The organism is Pseudomonas sp. TWR2-1-1 (genome assembly GCF_049897045.1).
Taxonomy (GTDB): Bacteria; Pseudomonadota; Gammaproteobacteria; order Pseudomonadales; family Pseudomonadaceae; genus Aquipseudomonas; species Aquipseudomonas versuta.
Genome location: NZ_JAFCVM010000004.1, coordinates 18,627 through 38,698, shown reverse-complemented (window position 1 = coordinate 38,698; position 20,072 = coordinate 18,627). Strand labels below are relative to the sequence as shown.

Sequence of the window (20,072 nt, the reverse complement as noted above, 5' to 3'; positions counted from 1 at the left end):
CCAAAGCAGACATTTTTACGTTGAGATTACTTACGGAGCCGGATTGAAAGTTCTAACGGACTGGACTTACTTAAAACCAATACTTGGGGTAGCTACCCCTGCTACGTATGTTGTTCATACACCAGGCCACGACGACGATTACAATTGAGCCCGTCAAAACCGGCGTAACCAGAAAGCTAGCAGGGGCGCTTGCGGCGAGTACAACCAATGGATTTGCCCCTGCCGGGGCATGCAGTGTGCGTGTTTGTTGCATGGCTGCCAATGCCAGTCCCACGGCCAGTGCACCTGCCCACCATGAGTTCCCAAGAATGCTCAGCACCAAAAGCCCGACCAAGGTTGACACTACGTGTCCGCCGATAATGCTGCGTGGCTGGGCTAGCGGCGACTCAGGCACCCCGAAAGCAAGTACGCAGCTCGCACCAAAAGAGGCCATTAGCCAAGGCACTCCGGAAATATAACTGAGCCAACCGGTTGCCCCGATTGTGATGACGACTCCGATGAATGACATCAACGTAAAACGCAGAGAAGGTGCTGGCGGTGCTTTAGACCTGAGCAAGTAATCGATTGGCACGGTGGTAACTCCGGAAAGGAGGGGGGAGAAACAGAAGATACCGATCGGTATACCTGCATGTCAACCGATCGGTATACACTGCGTGCATACCTGCATGAGGCCCAAGGAAATGAGCACATCCGACACCATCACTGAGTCCGCTCTACGATTATTTTACCGCCAGGGTTTTCACGCCTCCGGGGTGGAACAGCTAAGCCATGAAGCTGGAGTAACCAAAAAGACGCTGTATCGCCATTTCTCCAGCAAAGAACATCTTGTCGAGGCAGCCTTACAGCTTCGCGATACCGAGTTCATGAGGAAAATAAGAGACGTAGTGGAAGGGGTTTCCGAGCTGCTGCGACCACTGGCATACATCGAATTCATTGCTGCATGGGTCCAGGAACCAGATTTTCATGGTTGTGCCTTTATCAATGCTTCAGCCGAGTACAGCGGCGAGACCGATCAGCCGCACATTTTGGCGAAACAGCATAAGCAACAGGTTCTCGCTTATCTTGAAGATATCTGCACTGACGCACAGCTTAAGCAGCCATTTTTGGCCGCGAGGCAGTTGTTCTTGATCGGCGAGGGGTTGATCGTTACATGCCAGGTTAATGGCCCCTCGGAAGAGATCCTTGATTCGGCACGACACATGGTGTCGATGCTGAAAGGCAAGTAACTCGAAAGGTAGCCTGTAAATGATCGAAACGTGCCCTTCTGAATGTCAGCTCTTGGCCGATAGCTGACGATCGTAAATTTTGCTTCACCAAGGGAGATGTCAAAGTAGGCGTGCGGCCAAGTCACCTTGCATAAGCCGGATGTTCATTGTGAAGGGATTCGTAGAGAGCGGTGGGCAGGTTTGTGCTGCAATCAGTTGCTGGTAGAAGCTCGCTTCAGCACACTCAGCCTACTGCCCTGTATGAAGGAGATGAGATTATATGAAGGATCAATCCGGCCCTGTTCCCCTTGTTATCCTTGACGTTCAGGATGCCATTGATCGCCCGATCTGGGATGGCAAAAATAATCCTGAGTATTTGCCGGTCATCCAACGCCTTCTCAATCACTGGCGATCAAACGGTTGGCCGGTTCTACACGTGAAGCACGATGAGCAGACGCCCACATCCAGCTACTACGTCCATGGCCCATGGAATGGCATAAAGAAGGACGTTGCTCCAATAAAAGGAGAAATCGTTATTACCAAACAGGAAAACTGCGCGTTTATTGGTTCCGAACTGGACGCCATTCTTAAACGGATGCAGGTAAAGCGTTTAGTGCTGACAGGTGTTGTCATTCACAACAGCATGGATGCCACAGTCCGTGCCGGAAAAGCACTCGGGTACAGCATCATCCTTCCCTCAGATGCCACGACAGCGGTGCCCGTCATCGGGGCGCACGGACAGTCATGGGACGCCACAACCGTTCATGAGTTGACCTTGGCTATCCTCGGTAATGAGTATGCCGATGTCATGTCATCGGACGAAGTGGTCGCACAGTTCTCCCTATGAAGCTATTTACCAATGCACGTACAGTGCATCGCATCCCGAGTCAGGCGCGTCCAAGGCGGTAAGCATTCGAGGAGGGGGTGAAGGGACGGATAATGCGGTCAAAGAGTGTGTTGCGCTTGAGTGGAGAAACGCTGACCGCGGACCCGGCTGCATGGTTATGGATGCTGACAAAACATCGTGGGTCAGGAATCACATTCTTGGCAGGATGTTGTCTCGAGAGGAGGCAATTACTTCAGATCGCGGGTACGAGGCTTTCGCCATCACAAATGCAATTTGGACGGCTGATCATCGCTTACCTAATCCCTACGCTGGTCAATCCAACAACCGCACAACGCTGGCAAGGAGCATTCATGTTGGTCATTGGAGTTGATCGCGATAGCGTGCATGCAGGGGATGATCTGGAAAGCCACAGGACGTCGATCAGTCTTGATCCGGCAGCCACACTGCGCACTTTGTTTGAAGCGATACAAGGCATGGGCTACCTGCCTGGCATCCATGGAGGTCGGGCTACGTGGATTATTTGTTCGTCGGGTAAACCGATAGGGGTTCTGGCGCAGCAATGGCCCGAACCTGAATGGCTGATCCCCGGGGAGAGCATCCTGAGTCAGTATTTTGCCGATACCGAACCCGGCCTTCTGTTCAGGTATGCGGGCCAGGCTGACCCAGACCATGTCTTTTCACAGGTCAAGGCTGGCAATGAACCCCGGGCTTGAAGGGGGCTGCCTGCCCATCAAGGAGGCGTGAAAAATATGAATACCCAGGTCGTCTCTCAACGCATACGAAATCGGACCGTCGAGCTGCTCGAGTGGCTGATTGAATGTGAGAACGAGCCCCCGCGTTTGGGCATGAATGAGTTAATCAATTCATGGGCAGACTGGGTGCCGGTGTCTGTGGCAAAGGACCCTTTCACTGCTCAGGGCTTCACCCCGCTGCAGAGCGATCTTGTGCAAACAGTCAGCGCCGCCATCGATGCTTTTTGCCAGGCTACACCTCAAAACATAGGGGACGACGCGGCGGTAATCGCGCTGCCCCAATGGGGCATTGTTGTCGCTGCTGCCAGGCAGGCGTTGATCGCTATGAATGTGAAAGAACAGAAATCCAACGGCTGATCCCGGTTCTTGCCTGGTCGTAGCTCAGCCGTGAAAAAACTTAAGATCTGGCGAAAGCCGCAATGGAATATCTTGACCAAAGGACCCAACATTTATGCAAACCCCTTGTTCTCAAATCAGCGAGCGTTTGAACGATCGCCGATTCACGGTAGCGGGCAATACCCACGGGTTATCCGGCGCCGGCACCGTATTTCATTACCAGGTCGAGGGTGATGCCATTTGGGGGACTTATCAGGGCGGCCGCATCCGCATGGGGCATCAGGTGGGGCGTGTGACAGGCGCTGACACCCTTGAGCTTCTTTATCATTGCTTGACTACGGACGGTGAGATTCTTGCCGGCTGGTCTCGTGGCACAGTAGGCGTTGATCACGCAGGGCGTACTACGTTGAGTTTTGTCTGGGGCTGGCTGTCGGGGGCAACGGGAGGAGGGGAGTCGAGCTACGTCGAGCTTGATGCGTAGCGGGTCGATCCCCTCGTCTATGGGGTAAAACGCTTTTGTCTCACTTGCCTGTTGTGGCTTCGGTGCGGTCGGCGATGGCTGCAAGCCAGGGTTCAAGCCGCCCCGGTGAGCCACTTCGGCATTGTTAAAACCAGGTCTCCATCTGTACACCCAATTGCCAGTTGCCACCGGACTTGAAACCCTTTTGCCCAAAATCGTCTGTTGCGCTAAAGCTGTCCAGGTCCCTGGACCAGTTCATGTAAGTGGCGAACAAACGCAGTTCCGGGCGGATGAAAAAGTCACCGGTCCGGGCCTTGAAGGTCGGGGCGAAGGTGAATTTCCAATAGTCGCCATTGGCTGACTGGCGGCCATCGTAGCCCAGTGCATCCAGGTCCATGGTCTGCCAGCTCAGTTCATATTGCATTTCGAAGTTACTGCTCAGTTCGTTGGCCAGGCGTACGTTGAGTGTCATGTAGCGATAGTCGTCGCCGGGTACGTAACGGTCCTTGCTCTGCTCGGCAATCAGGGCCGGTGCGATACGCCAGTCCTGACTCAACCGGGTATGGCCATAGAGCGCCAGACGCACTGTGCGGGCCTGGTCCAGCAAGTCGCCGTCGGCACCGATGCTGTTGACCTCCGCCCCCAGCCCCTGGCCATACAGCAGCGCGGCCTTGAAGTAGCCTTCACGGCCAAAAAAGTCGGGTTGGTGGTAGGCCAGCATGCCGTGGGCGCCACTCAAGGCGGGGCTGAATCCGGACTTGTTTACCCGGCTGTCCCTGGCCTGTTCCTGTCGGTGCCGCTCGTCCAGGCGGGCATCGTTTTGGGCCGAGGAAATGCCATTGAGCATGACCTGCCAGCGGCCCTCGTCGAAAAATTGATTGAGGGTGGCGACATAGCTGCGGATGTCCTTGTTTTCCTCAGTGCCGAAGTCACCGTAGGAACGGCTCATCAGCGATGCATTGAGGCGCCAGTCTTCGCCCGGTTTCACGTCGTAGATACCGCCGCCGGTTCCGGCCAGGAACACGATCCCCCGGTCCATCCAGTGGATATCGGCATTGTCCCGATCAAAGCGCTTGCCCGCCCACAGGCTGGCATCACGCAACATGGGGCTGTCCTGAAAGGACGCCAGGTGGCCAAGTTCGGCGTAGGCCTGGCGCACATTCAGCGAGCTTTGTGCGGCGGTCCAGTCGTTGGGGGTCTCCAGGCCGTCGGCGAGCATCAGCGTGTACTTGGCGCGTGTTCCGTTGTCGGTCTGGTTTTGCTGGGTGAATTTAGCTTCGACGTAGGTATCGACTTCATTGCCCAAGCGACCCACCGCGCCACCTACAGAGCCTGCGGGGGTCAGGTACGGGCCGCCATGGCCGGCACCCGATCCGTTGCTCATGAATCCCGAACGGGCATAGCCGCCGAAGCTGAAGCCATCGCTTAGCTGTCCATTTGGAGTGGCTGGCGTGGCCTTCGCTGCCGCAGAGCTTGCAAGGGCCTGTTGGCTGGCTTCTATGCGCGCGACTCGCTGGTCGAGGGCGCTTTGCACTGGGGTCTGCGGGCTGGCGATAATTTGCCGGTTGAGCAGTTCGACTTGCTGGCGCAATTTCGCTGCATCGGCTTCGGCCACCGAGGCCCGAGCTTCGGCGGAGGAGGTCCTGGCTTCAAGTCTGAGCAGACGCTCCTCGATGCTTTGCGCCGGCCCGGCCAACAGTTGCGTGGAGACCATCAGCAATGAAATGCCGGCCCAAGGCCGGTAAACCGCAGAACGCATAAATCACCCTTTTTTTTGTTTTATTCGGGTACCGCAAACGCCTTTGAACAGTCGCCGGGCGCTGGCCGGGCTGCATTTTTTTGCAGGACTCCGTAGCAAGGGATCTGCGCCTTTTGCATGGCGAACCACTTGACAGCGAACCGGTCGAGGCCTCGTAATATGTTGCAATGTTAACGTTAACTTAAATAAAAACAAGAGGGGCGTCACATGCAAATTACAGCCAAACGTGAGTACTGGCTTATCAGTGGTTTGTTGTTTTTCTTCTTCTTCTCGTGGTCTTCCAGCTATTCGCTGTTCTCTATCTGGCTGCACCGGGTCATTGGCCTCAATGGCACCGAAACCGGGTTTGTTTTCGCCGCCAACGCCATTGCCGCTCTGCTGATTCAGCCGTTCTACGGTGCTCTTCAGGATCGCCTCGGCCTGTCGAGAAAACTTCTGGTGTGGATTGGCATCCTGCTCTGTGCCGCCGCCCCGTTTGCGATTTATGTATATGCCAACCTGCTGGCGCAAAACGTGGTGTTGGGGGCCGTGGTCGGCGCGGCTTTCCTGGCCTTGGCGATGCTGGCGGGCGTGGGCGTGATCGAGTCCTACACGGAGCGGCTTTCGCGTCACGCAGGCTTCGAGTTCGGCATCACCAGAATGTGGGGTTCGCTGGGTTGGGCCAGCGCGACGGGGATCGTCGGCGTGGTATTCAACATTGATCCGGACATCGCGTTTTACATGAGCAGCGCTGCCGGTGTCGTGTTCCTGCTGATTCTGTACCGGCTCGATCTGAGCCGCTTCAGCGAGCCGCAGATGCAGTCAGGAGCGGCTGCCATCCCCGTGCGCATGCACGATCTGTGGAAGTTGCTGGCACTCCCGCGTTTCTGGGCATTCAGCATCTACCTGACCGGGGTGTGCGGGATCTACATGATTTACGAGCAGCAGTTTCCGGTGTATTTCTCTTCGTTTTTTTCGACCCCGGAGCAGGGCACCCGAGCCTATGGCTACCTGAACTCATCCCAGGTTCTGGTCGAGGCAATTCTGATGCTGTTCGCCCCCTGGGTGGTCAGCCGCACGGGCGCCAAAAACGGGCTGATCCTGGCCGGCAGCATCATGTTCGTGCGGATTCTCGGCTCCGGACTGGCCACTGAAGCCTGGACCATCGCGGCCTGCAAAATGCTGCATGCCCTGGAAGTACCCATCCTGCTGGTTTCGGTATTCAAATACATTTCGCTCAACTTCGACTCCCGGCTGTCCGCCTCTATTTATCTGGTGGGATTCCAGTTCGCCCAACAATTGACCGCTATGCTGCTCTCGCCGCTGGTGGGCTACGGCTACGACCATTTCGGCTTCTCCAGCGTTTACGTGCTAATGGCTGGCCTGGTGGGCGCCTGCCTGTTGCTGTCATGGACCCTGTTGCGCAAGGACCCTGCGCGCAATCCCTCTAAAAACACGGTTGCCGAAGCGCTGGAGCTGCCTGCCATTGCTCAGTCCGTCACCCGTTACGAACCCTAGAAAGGATCAAGCCATGCATGCTGTACTGCTGGACGAAGCGAATCGTGCCATCGAAAAAACACTCCCCGCACGGGGTAACGACTATCGCCCCGGCTATCATCTGGCGCCGCCTGCAGGATGGATGAACGACCCCAACGGGCTGGTCTTTTTTCGCGGTGAATACCACGTGTTTTACCAGCATCATCCGTATTCGGCGCAATGGGGGCCGATGCACTGGGGGCACGCCAAAAGCAGCGACCTGGTGCATTGGGAACATCTGCCCATCGCACTGGCGCCGGGTGACAGCTATGACCGTGACGGCTGTTTTTCAGGCTCGGCGGTGGTCGCGCACGACAAGCTTTATCTGATCTATACCGGGCACACCTGGTTGGGTGCGCCGGGCGATGACAGCAATATTCACCAGGTCCAGTGCCTGGCCAGCAGCACCGATGGCCTGTCGTTCAGCAAACACGGGCCGGTTATCGAAACCGCGCCGGACCCGCAGACCATGCATTTTCGCGACCCCAAGGTGTGGATGCGCGAAGGGCAGTGGTGGATGGCGCTGGGGGCTCGTCACGGCGACGACCCGCAGCTGCTGCTCTATCGCTCAGATGACCTGTATCACTGGGACTACCTGGGCTGCGCCTTGCAAGGTCAGCGCGAGGCCGATGGCTACATGTGGGAATGTCCGGACATATTCGAGCTCGATGGCTGCGACGTGTTTCTCTATTCGCCCCAGGGGCTCAAACCCAGTGGCTATGACAACTGGAACAAATTCCAGAACAGCTATCGAATGGGCCAGCTGGACGACAGGGGTCGTTTCAGTGAATGCGGGAAGCTCTACGAACTCGATCACGGTCACGATTTCTATGCCGCGCAGACCCTGCTGGCGCCGGACGGGCGCCGCCTGCTGTGGGCGTGGATGGATATGTGGGACAGCCCGATGCCGACTCAGGCGCATCACTGGTGCGGCGCGCTGTCGTTGCCTCGCGAGTTGAGCCGTCATGGCGAACGGTTGCGCATGCGTCCGGCCCGCGAGCTCGAAGCGCTAAGGCGTGAACACTGGGCGCTGCAGGTCGGCGCGGTCGAATCCTGCAGCCACACCCTCCAGCTTCGGGGGGCGTTGCTGGAGATTGAGCTGGAACTGGATCTGGCCGCCAGCAACGCAGAGCGCTTTGGTCTGGCGTTGCGCTGCAGCGAGGACGGGCGGGAGCAGACCTTGCTGTATTTCGACGCCATGGCCCGGCGCCTGGTGCTCGACCGGCAACACTCGGGAGCGGGCGTGAGCGGTGTTCGCAGCATTGCGGTGAGCCTGTCGCAGACGCGGATCGCATTGCGGATTTTTCTCGACCGGTCCTCGATCGAGGTGTTCGTCGATGACGGCGCCTATAGCTTGAGCAGCCGGATTTATCCCGGGCCGCACAGCCTGGCGGTCCGTGCTTTTGCGGTCAACGGGGTAGGGGTACTGGGTAACGTCCAGGCCTGGGAACTGGCCGACCTGCAACTCTGAACAGCCTGACGGGCTGTTCGTGGCGCCTGCTGCCGGCAGCGTGTTGTCATGCTTTTGCCAGACATGACATGATGCCCGGCCTCATAAGCAATGGCACCCGCGAATGGCTTCAGTTAAAGATGTCGCACGGCTGGCGGGGGTTTCCTTCATGACAGTGTCCAGGGCGCTCAATACCCCTGAAAAACTCAATCAGGAAACCCTGACCAAAGTTCGTCAGGCAATCGAGACTCTGGGCTACGTTCCCAGCCTTTCTGCCCGCAAGATCCGTGGCGGTCATTCCAGCGGCAAGACCATCGGCGTCTTCGCACTGGATACCGCGACCACTCCCTTCGCCGTGGAAATGCTCCTGTCCATGGAGCGCACCGCCCGTGAAAACGGCTGGAACGTTTTCATCCTCAACGTGTTTGAAACGCCGCTGAGTCAGCAGGCCATCGACCTGATGCTGGCCCATCAACCCGACGGGATCATCTTCAGCGCCATGCAGTTACGCACCGTCGAGATCCCGGCGGTACTGCGCAGCCTGCCGCTGGTGCTGAGCAATTGCATCAGCTCAGAACCCGGCGTGGCCTGTTACATACCCGATGATGCAGACGGTCAGTATCAAGCCGTGCGCCAGGCGCTGAAACGCGGTTACCGCAAACCGCTGTGCATCAACCTGCCGCACGCCAGCCTGGCCTGGGAGCCGCGCCAGCTGGGATTGCGACGTGCCCTGACAGAGGCTGGCATGTCTGGCGATGACGTTGCTCAATTCAGCCTGTCGACCGATGACGCCTACCAGGAAACGATTGCAGTGCTGGAGCAGCAATTGCAGGGGGTAAACGCCAAACCGCCTTTCGACTTGCTGGTGTGTGGCAACGACCGCATTGCTTTGGTCGCTTATCAGTACTTGCTCAGCCGGGGTTTGCGTATTCCGCAGGATGTGGCGGTGCTGGGTTACGACAACATGATCGGTGTTGCCGAGTTGTTCTATCCGCCGCTGAGTACGGTGCAATTGCCCTATTACGAGATGGGGCGCCGGGCCGCCCAGTATGTGATTGAAGGCAGCAACGAGCCGGTGATTCACCGGGTTGAATGCCCTCAGGTTGAGCGTGAGTCCTGTTGATGATCCGTTACCGGACCACCCGGGCGCCAAGCTGAGGTCGTGCGGGAAATATCAGGCTGAATGTAGTGGCGTCTCCAGGCTCGCTTGTCACGGTTGCGCGCCCTTCATGCACGTTCATGATCGAACGGACAATCGCCAGGCCCAATCCTGTTCCGCCCTGTTGTCGCGAGCGGCTGGCATGAACCCTGTAGAAACGGTCGAACAGGCGAGGCAGGTGTTCTGCTTCAATGCCTTCGCCGGCATTACGCACCGCCAGCGATATCGCATCCGGCTGACTGGCAAGGGTTATCGTGACCTCGGAGCCGGGTGTGCCATGGCGTATGGCATTGGAAAGCAGATTGGAGATTGCTCTCTGAATCATCAGTCGGTCGCCCGACACCTGAGCGCTTCCCTGAACGCGCAACGACATCTGTTTTTCTTCTGCCGACAAGGAAAATAGCTCGGTTACCTTTATCGCCTCTTCCTGAAGCTCAATGGTTTCGAAGGACAGTGGCGCCGACGGTTGGCTTGCGCTGGCCAGGAACAGCATCTGCGACACCATGCGCGACAGCCGTTCCAGTTCTTCAGTACAGGATTCCAGTACCTGCTTGTATTGCGCCGGGGGTCTTTCCTTGGACAAGGTGACCTGGGCTTTGCCCATCAAATTATTCATGGGTGAGCGCAGTTCATGCGCCAAGTCATCGCAGAACCGGGCCAGCTGTTGAATATCACTGTCCAGCCGGTCAAGCATGAAATTAACGGCATGCGCCAGATCACTGAGTTCCTCTGGCAGATCGGCTGCCTGTATTCGATGGGACAAGTCCCGGGCGGTGATTCTTTGCGCAACCCTGCGAAAGGCCTGCAATGGTTGCAACCCACGATGGATCACCCACCACGCGCAACTGCCTACCAGCAGCAAGATAAAAGGCAGGGCGATGATTGTGGATTTCACATACGCGGCAAGTAGCAAGGCGTCGCTCTTTCTGTCCAGAGCAAGAATCACCAGCACTGGCCGGTCTTTTTTAAGGTTTATCAGTTTATAGGCCGTCAAGGTTTCATCGCCTTGCGCTGATTTCAAGACCTCAAAACCCTGTAATCCTGTTTCGTTGAGTGGCACTTGCAGTGCTATGTCCTCGTTGTTTCCAATACTGAGCAAGCGCTTTCGGGGGGCGCTCGAGTCCAGGATAGTGAGGGTGAAATTGTCGTGACCAATGATCTGGTCTCGAAGGTTATGGGGTTGAAGAACAATCTCTGCCGCCGACGCAGAACTCTCGGCCAGGCTGTGTTCAATTTGCCCCAGTTTTTCACTCAGTCCTTCTCTGGCCCGCAGATCAAGTTGATGAGAAATGGAGGCGTAGGCGAATGCGGCCATTACCAGTACGAGGAGGGCGCTCATTGCCGTGACGGCGAGCCCTAGCCGCATGGAGAGCCGTGCCGGTTTCAATTGCGCACTTCCAGCACGTACCCGACACCGCGCAGGGTATGGATCAGCTTCTGCTCGAAAGGGTCGTCCAGTTTGGCTCGCAAACGCCGTATCGATACTTCCACGACATTGCTGTCACAGTCGAAATTCATGTCCCACACCAGTGAGATGATCTGGGTTCTCGACATCACCTCACCGCTGTGCAGCATCAGCAGATGCAAGAGCGCGAACTCTTTGGTGGTCAGGTCGATACGCCGGGTGCCTCGAAAAGCTCGGTGCCGACCCTGATCCAGTTCCAGGTCGCCCACCCGCAATACCCCGGGCAGGCTGGCCTGTTCGCTGCGGCGCAAAAGGGTACGCACCCGTGCCAGCAGCTCCGCAAACGCGAACGGCTTGACCAGATAATCATCGGCTCCCAGTTCCAGGCCCCTGACTTTCTCCTCAAGACGTCCCCGGGCGGTGACCATCATGACTCGCGTATTGGAAGTTGCCCTTAACCGGGTCAGGACTTCCCACCCCTCCATTTCCGGCAAGTTGACGTCAAGTATGACCAGACCGTAAGGCTGATGTTGTGCCAGGAAAAGTCCGTCAAGTCCGGTAGTGGCGATATCAACAATATAGCCACTTTCGGTTAATCCCTGATGCATATACTCGGCAGTTTTTGGCTCGTCCTCTACTACAAGGATTCGCATGGCGTAATTCCCTAACATTAATTAGTTATGTATGGCGTGCTGGATTTATTAGTGTGCGGTTGAGCACTGCGTTATTTTCCAGGCGGTGTTTTCGATCCCATGGATTGGCCGGTATTTTCAAGCCTGAAGCCGCTATAAGGTCAAGCCCTGATCCAGGCAATATAAGGGGTTAACGACAGCTGTGGCGTTATGCCGCAGTGCGCCGGATGTGAATCCGATGATTGAGTCTGTGCCTGGAGTTATTGCATTTCGTTTCTGCAAAAGTATCTTTAAGGTCTGCAGTGTAAGGCAAAAAAATTGAATTTCTGCAGATAACGCAATTGTAATTTTTCAGCAATCCTGCCGATAACTTCTATTGCATAAAGTCCCTTCAGATAAGGCCGGCTATATAAAGCCGGTTGTGCCTTTTCATACTTTATGTGGTGATTTATGCGACTGGAGAAACGCCAGGGTGCACGGTACAGATTGTTCAGCCTGAGCCCTTCAATGACACGAGTGGTCTTGTGCCTCTTGTTACTGTCTGGCATGACACCCGGCCTTGCGCTGGCGAGCAGTTTGAGTCTGTCGCAGGCAATCGAGGCTGCTTTTAGCGCCAACCCCGACCTTGCCGCTGCCCGACAGGAAACAGCCATCGCTGAGGGCGACAGACAACAGGCCGGTCTCATACCCAACCCGGTGGTGTCATGGGAGGTGGAAGACACCCGGCGCAATACCGGCACCACAACCGTCATGCTTAGCCAGGAGCTTGAGCTGGGGGGAAAGCGCGGTGCGCGTATTGAGGTTGCCCGTCGTGGACAAGATGTCGCCCGGCTGGAACTTGAGCGCCGGGGCAACGAGTTACGTGCCCAGGTCATCCAGGCCTTCTATGGCGCTGCGCGTTCCGACGCGGGACTGGATCTGGCGCAGCAATCGCGGGCACTTGCCGAGCGTGGCCTGGTGGTCGCAGAAGGTCGTGTCCGCGCAGGCAAGTCATCTCCGGTAGAGGCGACCCGGGCCCAGGTGCAACTGGCCGAAACCGACCTGCTGGTCCGAAGGGCGCAAACCTTGAAGGCCAATAACTACCGTGAACTTGCACGGGTTACCGGGGCTGTGACGCAGTCGTTTGATCGGCTGCAATACGCTGACCTTTCTGCAGGCACATTACCCTCGGCGACCAGGCTACTGAGCGCTATCAATCAAACCGCACAGTTGCGTCTGGCCCAGGCCCTGATTGAACAGCGTGAGGCTGCTTCAGGCTCCGAGCGGGCCCAGCGCATTCCTAACCTGACCGTCAGCGTTGGCAGCCAGTACAGTCGCGAAGAGCGCGACCGCGTCAACGTGGTCGGCTTGTCGATGCCCATTCCTCTATTCAACAGCAATCAGGGCAACGTGCTGGCTGCCTCACGCCGGGCAGATCAGGCCCGTGATCTTCGTAATGCGCTGGAGCTCCGCCTGCGCACCCAGACCCGATCTGCTCTCGATCAGTGGGCCAGCGCCGCACGAGACGTGGCCTCTTTTCATGAACTCATCCTGCCGACTGCCCAGCGCGCTGTTGATGCCGCCACCCGTGGTTTCGAGATGGGCAAGTTCGGATTTCTTGAAGTCCTCGATGCCCAGCGGACCCTGATTGCCGTCCGCAGCCAGTATCTGGAATCCCTGGCGACAGCCACCGAGGCCCGAGTGACGGTCGAGGGTATCTACGGCGACCTCGACCGGTTCACGGCCCAACCTTAGGCCATTGCCTTTTCATCCTTATCAAGGGCGGCACCGTGTGCCTGAGCACGTGCTCGCCGGGAGCATCCATGAACAACAAACGAAGTATTGCTACGGCCCTTGCGGTAGTCGCCATCATCGCACTGGCAAGTGTGTCGCTGGGTAAGCAGGGGCTGGCGACGGTGGTCGAACCACAACCTGACAGTCACGGGCAGGAGAGCGGAGCAGAGGAGGCCCACGGCGACGAAGATCACGCCAAGCCAGGCGCAACCGAGGGTCATGCTGATGAGGAAGGACAGCTGCAACTCAGTGCGCAACAGATCAGTGCCGCAGGCATTGAGCTGGCCTTGGCAGCCCCCAGGCTGATGAGTACGTCGGTTACTTTTCCCGGAGAAATCAGGTTCGACGAAGACCGGACGACCCATGTCGTGCCCCGGGTAGGCGGGGTCGTTGAAGCGGTCAAAGTTGACCTGGGGCAGTCGGTGAAAAAGGGTCAGGTGCTGGCGGTGATTGCCAGTCAGCAAATCTCGGATCAACGAGCCGAATTAAACGCTGCGCACAGACGCCTGGGGCTCGCCCGACTGACCCTGCAGCGCGAGCAAAAACTGTGGGAAGACAAGATTTCTGCAGAGCAGGATTACCTGGCGGCCCGTCAGGCCTTCCAGGAAGCCGACATCAGTTTGACCAACGCGCGCCAGAAGCTGAGCGCTATCGGCGCGAACCCGGACTCCTCCGCGGGCAACCGCTATGAACTCATCGCCCCGTTCGACGCGGTGGTGGTCGAAAAACACCTCGCCATCGGAGAAGTCGTGAGCGAAGCCAGCGCTGCGTTCACGCTGTCGGACCTGTCTCGGGTCTGGGCCACGTTTGGTGTGACGCCAAAAGACTTGAACAAGGTTGTCGTGGGGCGGGTGGTGACGGTCATCGCGCCTGATCTGGATGCCCGCGTCGAGGGGCGGATCGGGTATGTCGGCAGCCTGCTCGGCGAGCAGACAAGGGCTGCCCTGGTTCGAGTCATGCTTGAAAACCCTGAAGGAGCCTGGCGCCCCGGTCTTTTCGTGTCTATCGATGTGGTCGCTGACAAAGCCAATGCCGCTGTCAGCCTCCCTGAATCTTCGCTGCAGACCGTGAACGACAAACCTTCGGTTTTTGTTCGAAACGATGAAGGCTTCAAGTTGCAGCCGGTGAAGGTCGGCCGGCGCGATGGAGACCATGTGGAAATCGTCCAGGGCCTGGCTGCCGGCACCCGGGTCGCGGCTGCCGGCAGTTTCATTCTCAAGTCGGAGCTGGGCAAAGGCTCTGCCGAGCATGCCCATTGACCTGTGTCCCACGAGTAAAACGCCATGTTTGAACGGTTGATCCAATTTGCGATTGAACAGCGCATCGTCGTAATGCTTGCGGTGTTGCTCATGGCTGGGCTCGGTATTGCCAGCTACCAGAAACTGCCTATCGATGCAGTCCCTGATATCACCAACATTCAGGTGCAAATCAACACATCTGCCCCCGGCTTTTCTCCCCTGGAGACGGAACAGCGTATTACTTACGCGATTGAAACCAGCATGGCCGGTCTTCCCGGCTTGCAGCAAACCCGTTCGTTGTCGCGCTCGGGGTTGTCTCAGGTCACGGTCATTTTTGCAGACGGGACCGATCTGTTCTTCGCGCGCCAGTTGGTCGGTGAACGCCTGCAAACTGCCAGGGAGCAGTTGCCAGAAGGGGTTGATGCGGTCATGGGGCCCATTTCCACCGGCCTCGGCGAGATCTTCCTGTGGACAGTTGAAGCCGTGGACGGGGCACTGAAAGAGGACGGGACACCTTATACGCCAACAGATCTTCGGGTTATCCAGGACTGGATCATCAAGCCTCAGTTGCGCAACGTGCCCGGGGTCGCCGAAATCAACACCATCGGTGGTTACGCCAGGCAGTACCAGATTGCTCCCGACCCCAAAAAAATGGCCGCCTACAAGCTGACACTGAACGATTTGGTGACGGCTCTTGAGCGCAACAATGCGAACGTCGGCGCCGGCTATATCGAGCGCGCAGGCGAGCAGTTGTTGATCCGTGCGCCAGGTCAGCTCGGCGGGGTTGAAGATATTGCCAATATCGTCATCAGCAACATACAGGGCACTGCGATCCGCATCAGCAGTGTTGCCGATGTCGTTATCGGTCAGGAGTTACGTTCCGGGGCCGCCACCCAGAACGGTCGCGAGGTGGTGCTGGGCACTGTCTTCATGCTGATCGGCGAAAACAGTCGTACAGTCTCGCGGGCTGTTGCTGCCAGGCTTGAGCAGATCAACCGTTCGTTGCCGGCAGGTGTTAAAGCCGTCACGGTTTATGACCGTACCAATCTGGTTGAAAAAGCCATCGCGACGGTCAAGAAAAACCTGATTGAAGGCGCGATTCTGGTTATCGCAATCCTGTTTCTGTTCCTTGGCAACATTCGCGCGGCATTGATTACCGCCATGGTGATACCGCTGGCAATGCTGTTCACCTTTACCGGGATGTTTGCCAATAAAGTCAGTGCCAACCTCATGAGTCTGGGCGCGCTTGATTTCGGCATCATTGTTGACGGCGCGGTGGTGATCGTTGAAAACGCAATCCGCAGGCTGGCCCACGCACAGCACAAGCATGCTCGGGTGCTGACCCGTTCGGAACGTTTTCACGAGGTCTTTGCTGCGGCCAAAGAGGCGCGCCGGCCGCTGATTTTCGGTCAGTTGATCATCATGGTGGTGTACTTGCCGATATTTGCCCTGACGGGGGTGGAAGGCAAAATGTTCCATCCGATGGCGTTCACTGTGGTCATTGCGCTACTTGGCGCCATGATCCTTTCGGTGACTTTTGTGCCTGCCGCTATCGCGATGTTTGTGACCGGTAAAGTCAAGGAAGAAGAAGGCTTTGTAATGCGTACCGCGCGGCTGCGTTACGCGCCTGTCTTAAAGTTCGTGCTGGGGCATCGCGGCCTCGTGTTTTGCATCGCGCTGGTGCTGATTGTCTTGTCCGGTTTTACCGCAACCCGCATGGGCAGTGAGTTCATCCCGAGTTTGAGCGAAGGCGATTTTGCCTTGCAGGCTCTGCGCGTGCCGGGCACCAGTCTCACCCAGTCGGTGGACATGCAGCAGCGTCTCGAGAAAGCCGTAATGGCTAAGGTTCCGGAAGTTGAGCGCATGTTTGCCCGCACAGGTACCGCAGAAATTGCCGCCGACCCGATGCCGCCGAACATCTCCGACAGTTACGTCATGCTCAAGCCGCAAAGTGAGTGGCCTGACCCGAACAAGTCGCGTGCCACGCTGATTGCACAATTACAGCAGGCTGCTGCGACTGTGCCGGGCAGTAACTATGAACTGTCCCAGCCGATACAGTTACGTTTCAATGAGCTTGTTTCGGGCGTGCGAAGTGACGTCGCGGTCAAGGTGTTCGGCGACGATATGGCGGTGTTGAACCAGACCGCTGCAAAAATCGCCGCCACTCTACAGACCGTCGCCGGCGCTTCCGAGGTCAAGGTCGAGCAAACCACCGGGTTGCCGGTATTAACGATCAATATTGATCGGGACAAGGCTGCGCGTTATGGCCTTAACGTGGCCGAGGTTCAGGAGGCGATCGCGATTGCTGTGGGGGGGCGTCAGGCCGGCATCCTTTACGAGGGCGATCGTCGGTTCGATATAGTCGTGAGATTGTCAGAGGCGCTGCGAACGGACGTTGCAGGACTTTCCGGTCTGCTTATTCCGGTGCCGGCCAACAGCAGTAATCAGCAAATCGGTTTTATCTCGCTGTCCCAGGTTGCGAGCCTGGATCTGGTGCTGGGCCCTAATCAGGTCAGTCGTGAAAACGGCAAGCGTGTGGTGATTGTCAGTGCCAACGTGCGGGGCCGGGACCTGGGTTCATTTGTTCAGTCGGCGGGCGAAACCATCCAGCGTGAAGTGCAGATCCCTGCGGGATACTGGACCAGCTGGGGAGGGCAGTTCGAGCAGCTTCAATCTGCCGCCAGGCGCCTGCAGATTGTGGTGCCCATTGCCCTGTTAATGGTATTGGCGCTGCTGTTCATGATGTTCAATAACTTGAAGGACGGGTTACTGGTCTTTACCGGTATTCCATTCGCACTGACCGGTGGGGTCCTGGCGCTCTGGTCAAGGGGTATCCCGTTGTCGATTTCGGCGGGGGTGGGCTTTATTGCCTTGTCCGGGGTAGCCGTTCTGAACGGGCTGGTAATGATTTCCTTCATTCGCAATCTGCGCGAGGAGGGGCGCTCACTGGCCGAGGCCATCAACGAAGGCGCCCTGACACGTTTGCGCCCTGTATTGATGACTGCGCTGGTCGCATCCCTGGGGTTTATTCCCATGGCCCTGGCGACAGGTACCGGGGCCGAAGTACAGCGCCCGCTGGCAACGGTAGTCATAGGCGGCATACTGTCCTCCACTGCCCTGACACTGCTTGTCCTGCCTGCGCTCTATCAATGGGCCCATCGTCGCGAAGAGGACGAGTGATGGCGGCTCGCGGCAGGCAACTGCCGTGAGCCCTTTACCGGGTCCGGACTGGGCTCAAACACGCTGCTTTGACGTAAAAAAAGAGCAAAAAAAAGCGCCCCGAGGGGCGCTAAAAGTTTCACCTTGACCAAAGGAGCGGGGAAGCTGCTAAAGGTGAAATGGTTAAACTTAGCCTTCTGACTTCTCGGTCTTCTCAGCCCGGGGTTTGTTGTCAGTATTATCAGTGTTGACGGGTTGTGAGGCCTGACTGTTGTCCCGATCATTAAAGAGTGCTGCCTGATCAAGTCGCATTTTTTGTACGGCTTGACTGGAGCGCTCGCTGCCGTCTTCTGCCAGTGCTGCAGTACACGACAAGACAGCGACAGTGAAAAACAGTGACTTGATCAGATTCATGATAATGACCGTATGGGTTTGAAGTTAAAGCCTGAGCAGCAAGGGTGTCGACTCTCAGGGGTTAAGCGTGATGATAGGTGGCGGCCGTTAACAGGAAGGTGAGCGGATAATTACAATATTGTTATATAAGCGTGCAGTGTGCAGCCCTCACTGTTTTCAAGATGTCCAAATGGTCATTTATGCGCAACGTTCCCGTCAGGCAGAGGCTGTTATCTTCAGCGAATACTCAAGTGGAGAATGCCGATGCCAATGGCCAGGTCATTGATTTTTACACTGGCGCTGATTGCAGCCATGCCGTCCTGGGCTGTCGTGACGGATGAAGCGATATCCAATGTAATCACTCAACATCAACAGGCGGTCAAACACTATGCCCGGGCTCAAAACAAAACAGAGCCCTTGCTCATGGAATATAAATATGGAATGCAACTCGACGTGGCCAGAATCATACGTGTATCGCCGGACTTGAGAGCCTGTAAAGTGGTGCCAAAGTTGATGACTTACGAAGATTCAAGCGGGCAATTAAAAACATTGAAGTATCAGGTAATGAGCGCGTGCAGCGGGAGAAATTGAGCCGTATTTAAACGTGCGCACGCACACAATTAATTATCTGCAGTTTATATTCAGGCCCGGCATCATGGGTTGTATTAACGCTGAACTTTATATTGCCCGTTGATATCGACTTCGGCGCCGGGTTGGCCTGGACCCGGCAGCCGAAGCGCGGGCCGCTAGGCCATCAAGTAAACCGGGAAACACTCACACAAGTGCATGACACGGCGGCGGGTATTTTCCAGCAGGGCCTTGTTGTCCGGCTGCTCCAGCAGGTCGGCGATCAGGGTCGCCACTTCGGCACATTCCGCTACACCAAAGCCACGGGTGGTCAACGCCGGGGTACCGATGCGGATACCGCTGGTAATCGTCGGTTTCTGCGGATCATTGGGGATTGAGTTCTTGTTCAGCGTTATGTGGGCGCTTTCCAGAAGGGCCTCGGCATCTTTGCCGGTGATGTTCAGGGCCTGCAAATCAAGCAGGAACATGTGGCAGTCAGTGCCGCCGGACACCACCCGCAGCCCGCGTCGGCTGAGCACGTCAGCCATCGTGCGGGCATTGTTGATCACGCGTTGCTGATAGTGCATGAACTCATCGTCCAGAGCTTCATTAAACGCCACGGCCTTGGCGGCGATAACGTGCATCAGTGGTCCGCCCTGGTAAACCGGGAAAATCGTCTTGTCGAGCAAGGCGGCGTACTGCGCCTTGGCCAGAATCAGACCGCCGCGCGGCCCGCGCAAGGTTTTGTGGGTGGTGGAGGTAATGAAGTCGGCGATGCCAACGGGCGACGGGTACACGCCGGCGGCGATCAGGCCGGCGTAGTGCGCCATGTCGACCATCAGGTAGGCGCCGATTTCATCACAGATGGTGCGAAAGCGCTGAAAGTCGATAGTGCGCGAATACGCCGAGGCCCCGGCGATGATCATTTTTGGCCGGTGCTCGCGGGCCAGGGCTTCCATTTCTGCATAGTCGAGGGTCTCGGTTTCCTTCTCCAGACCGTATGAAAATGCGCGATAGAACTTGCCTGAAAAATTCACCGAGGCGCCGTGGGTCAGGTGCCCGCCGTGGGCCAGGGACATGCCCAGAATGGTATCGCCAGGTTCAAGCACCGCCAGAAAAACTGCCTGGTTGGCCTGTGAGCCGGAATGCGGCTGGACGTTGACGTATTCGCATTTGAACAGTTTACGGGCGCGTTCAATGGCCAGGTTTTCGATCTCGTCGACGACCTTGCAGCCACCGTAGTAACGCTTGCCCGGATAGCCTTCGGCGTACTTGTTGGTGAGCACCGAGCCCTGGGCCTCGAGCACTTCTTTGCTGACATAGTTTTCTGAAGCGATCAGCTCCAGGTGGGTTTCCTGGCGATTGCGTTCGCGGTCGATCAGGCGGGCAAGGGCAGGGTCGAAATTTTGCAGGCTCATAGAG

General features: G+C 57.0%; 18 protein-coding genes. 12 read left to right on the top strand and 6 right to left on the bottom strand.

The features are described 5' to 3' along the window. Positions 1-70 precede the first annotated feature (70 nt). Complete coding sequence (locus tag ACP7BO_RS11455) at positions 71-571, bottom strand: HPP family protein (protein WP_426210433.1); 501 nt, start codon at positions 569-571, stop codon at positions 71-73. Between the two features lie 109 nt (positions 572-680). Here ACP7BO_RS11455 and ACP7BO_RS11450 point away from each other — a divergent pair, with 109 nt between their 5' ends. The 5 genes from ACP7BO_RS11450 to ACP7BO_RS11430 all read left to right on the top strand — a co-directional run bounded on the left by ACP7BO_RS11450 (position 681) and on the right by ACP7BO_RS11430 (position 3,621). Then, entirely contained in the window at positions 681-1,226 is a 546-nt protein-coding gene (locus tag ACP7BO_RS11450) for a TetR/AcrR family transcriptional regulator (protein WP_426210431.1), read from the top strand. Positions 1,227-1,485: 259 nt separating this feature from the next. Next, on the top strand, positions 1,486-2,052 hold the full coding sequence (locus tag ACP7BO_RS11445) for an isochorismatase family protein (protein WP_426210429.1): 567 nt from the start codon (positions 1,486-1,488) through the stop codon (positions 2,050-2,052). 350 nt (positions 2,053-2,402) lie between these two features. Then, on the top strand, positions 2,403-2,765 hold the full coding sequence (locus ACP7BO_RS11440; protein ID WP_426210427.1) for a hypothetical protein: 363 nt from the start codon (positions 2,403-2,405) through the stop codon (positions 2,763-2,765). Between the two features lie 36 nt (positions 2,766-2,801). Then, positions 2,802-3,161, top strand: coding sequence for a hypothetical protein (locus ACP7BO_RS11435; protein WP_426210425.1), 360 nt, complete (start codon positions 2,802-2,804; stop codon positions 3,159-3,161). A 94-nt stretch (positions 3,162-3,255) separates the two neighbouring features. Next, positions 3,256-3,621: a hypothetical protein gene (locus ACP7BO_RS11430; RefSeq protein ID WP_397456411.1), complete on the top strand. Its 366-nt coding sequence runs from the start codon at positions 3,256-3,258 to the stop codon at positions 3,619-3,621. Between the two features lie 124 nt (positions 3,622-3,745). Here ACP7BO_RS11430 and ACP7BO_RS11425 read toward each other — a convergent pair whose 3' ends face one another. Further along, a complete protein-coding gene (locus tag ACP7BO_RS11425; protein ID WP_426210423.1) occupies positions 3,746-5,359 on the bottom strand; it encodes a carbohydrate porin in 1,614 nt (537 codons plus the stop codon). Positions 5,360-5,566: 207 nt separating this feature from the next. Here ACP7BO_RS11425 and ACP7BO_RS11420 point away from each other — a divergent pair, with 207 nt between their 5' ends. The 3 genes from ACP7BO_RS11420 to ACP7BO_RS11410 all read left to right on the top strand — a co-directional run bounded on the left by ACP7BO_RS11420 (position 5,567) and on the right by ACP7BO_RS11410 (position 9,447). Then, positions 5,567-6,856 carry an MFS transporter gene (locus tag ACP7BO_RS11420; protein ID WP_426210421.1) on the top strand — a complete coding sequence of 430 codons (1,290 nt, stop codon included), beginning with the start codon at positions 5,567-5,569 and terminating at the stop codon, positions 6,854-6,856. A gap of 13 nt (positions 6,857-6,869) precedes the next feature. Then, complete coding sequence (locus ACP7BO_RS11415) at positions 6,870-8,345, top strand: glycoside hydrolase family 32 protein (protein WP_426210419.1); 1,476 nt, start codon at positions 6,870-6,872, stop codon at positions 8,343-8,345. Between the two features lie 103 nt (positions 8,346-8,448). Beyond that, the gene (locus tag ACP7BO_RS11410) at positions 8,449-9,447 is read left to right on the top strand and encodes a LacI family DNA-binding transcriptional regulator (protein WP_397456415.1); all 999 of its coding nucleotides are present in this window, start codon (positions 8,449-8,451) and stop codon (positions 9,445-9,447) included. Between the two features lie 7 nt (positions 9,448-9,454). Here ACP7BO_RS11410 and ACP7BO_RS11405 read toward each other — a convergent pair whose 3' ends face one another. Together ACP7BO_RS11405 and ACP7BO_RS11400 are read right to left on the bottom strand one after the other, a co-directional pair. Then, the gene (locus tag ACP7BO_RS11405; protein ID WP_426210416.1) at positions 9,455-10,870 is read right to left on the bottom strand and encodes a heavy metal sensor histidine kinase; all 1,416 of its coding nucleotides are present in this window, start codon (positions 10,868-10,870) and stop codon (positions 9,455-9,457) included. Continuing rightward, complete coding sequence (locus tag ACP7BO_RS11400) at positions 10,867-11,541, bottom strand: heavy metal response regulator transcription factor (protein WP_426210414.1); 675 nt, start codon at positions 11,539-11,541, stop codon at positions 10,867-10,869. Before ACP7BO_RS11400 ends, ACP7BO_RS11405 begins: the two co-directional genes overlap by 4 nt. 486 nt (positions 11,542-12,027) lie before the next feature. On the opposite strand from ACP7BO_RS11400, the gene ACP7BO_RS11395 reads away from it, so the two are divergent. From ACP7BO_RS11395 to ACP7BO_RS11385, 3 genes are all read left to right on the top strand, one after another. Continuing rightward, positions 12,028-13,254, top strand: coding sequence for a TolC family protein (locus ACP7BO_RS11395; protein ID WP_426210412.1), 1,227 nt, complete (start codon positions 12,028-12,030; stop codon positions 13,252-13,254). A gap of 68 nt (positions 13,255-13,322) precedes the next feature. Further along, positions 13,323-14,552 carry an efflux RND transporter periplasmic adaptor subunit gene (locus tag ACP7BO_RS11390; RefSeq protein WP_426210410.1) on the top strand — a complete coding sequence of 410 codons (1,230 nt, stop codon included), beginning with the start codon at positions 13,323-13,325 and terminating at the stop codon, positions 14,550-14,552. 24 nt (positions 14,553-14,576) lie between these two features. Continuing rightward, positions 14,577-17,711: an efflux RND transporter permease subunit gene (locus tag ACP7BO_RS11385; protein ID WP_426210408.1), complete on the top strand. Its 3,135-nt coding sequence runs from the start codon at positions 14,577-14,579 to the stop codon at positions 17,709-17,711. Between the two features lie 168 nt (positions 17,712-17,879). Here the strand turns inward: ACP7BO_RS11385 and ACP7BO_RS11380 are convergent, their stop codons facing one another. After that, a complete protein-coding gene (locus tag ACP7BO_RS11380) occupies positions 17,880-18,104 on the bottom strand; it encodes a hypothetical protein (RefSeq protein WP_426210406.1) in 225 nt (74 codons plus the stop codon). A gap of 243 nt (positions 18,105-18,347) precedes the next feature. On the opposite strand from ACP7BO_RS11380, the gene ACP7BO_RS11375 reads away from it, so the two are divergent. Then, positions 18,348-18,674 carry a DUF2790 domain-containing protein gene (locus ACP7BO_RS11375; RefSeq protein WP_426210404.1) on the top strand — a complete coding sequence of 109 codons (327 nt, stop codon included), beginning with the start codon at positions 18,348-18,350 and terminating at the stop codon, positions 18,672-18,674. Between the two features lie 155 nt (positions 18,675-18,829). Here the strand turns inward: ACP7BO_RS11375 and glyA are convergent, their stop codons facing one another. Further along, positions 18,830-20,068: a serine hydroxymethyltransferase gene (glyA, locus tag ACP7BO_RS11370; RefSeq protein ID WP_426210402.1), complete on the bottom strand. Its 1,239-nt coding sequence runs from the start codon at positions 20,066-20,068 to the stop codon at positions 18,830-18,832. Between the last annotated feature and the right edge of the window lie 4 nt (positions 20,069-20,072).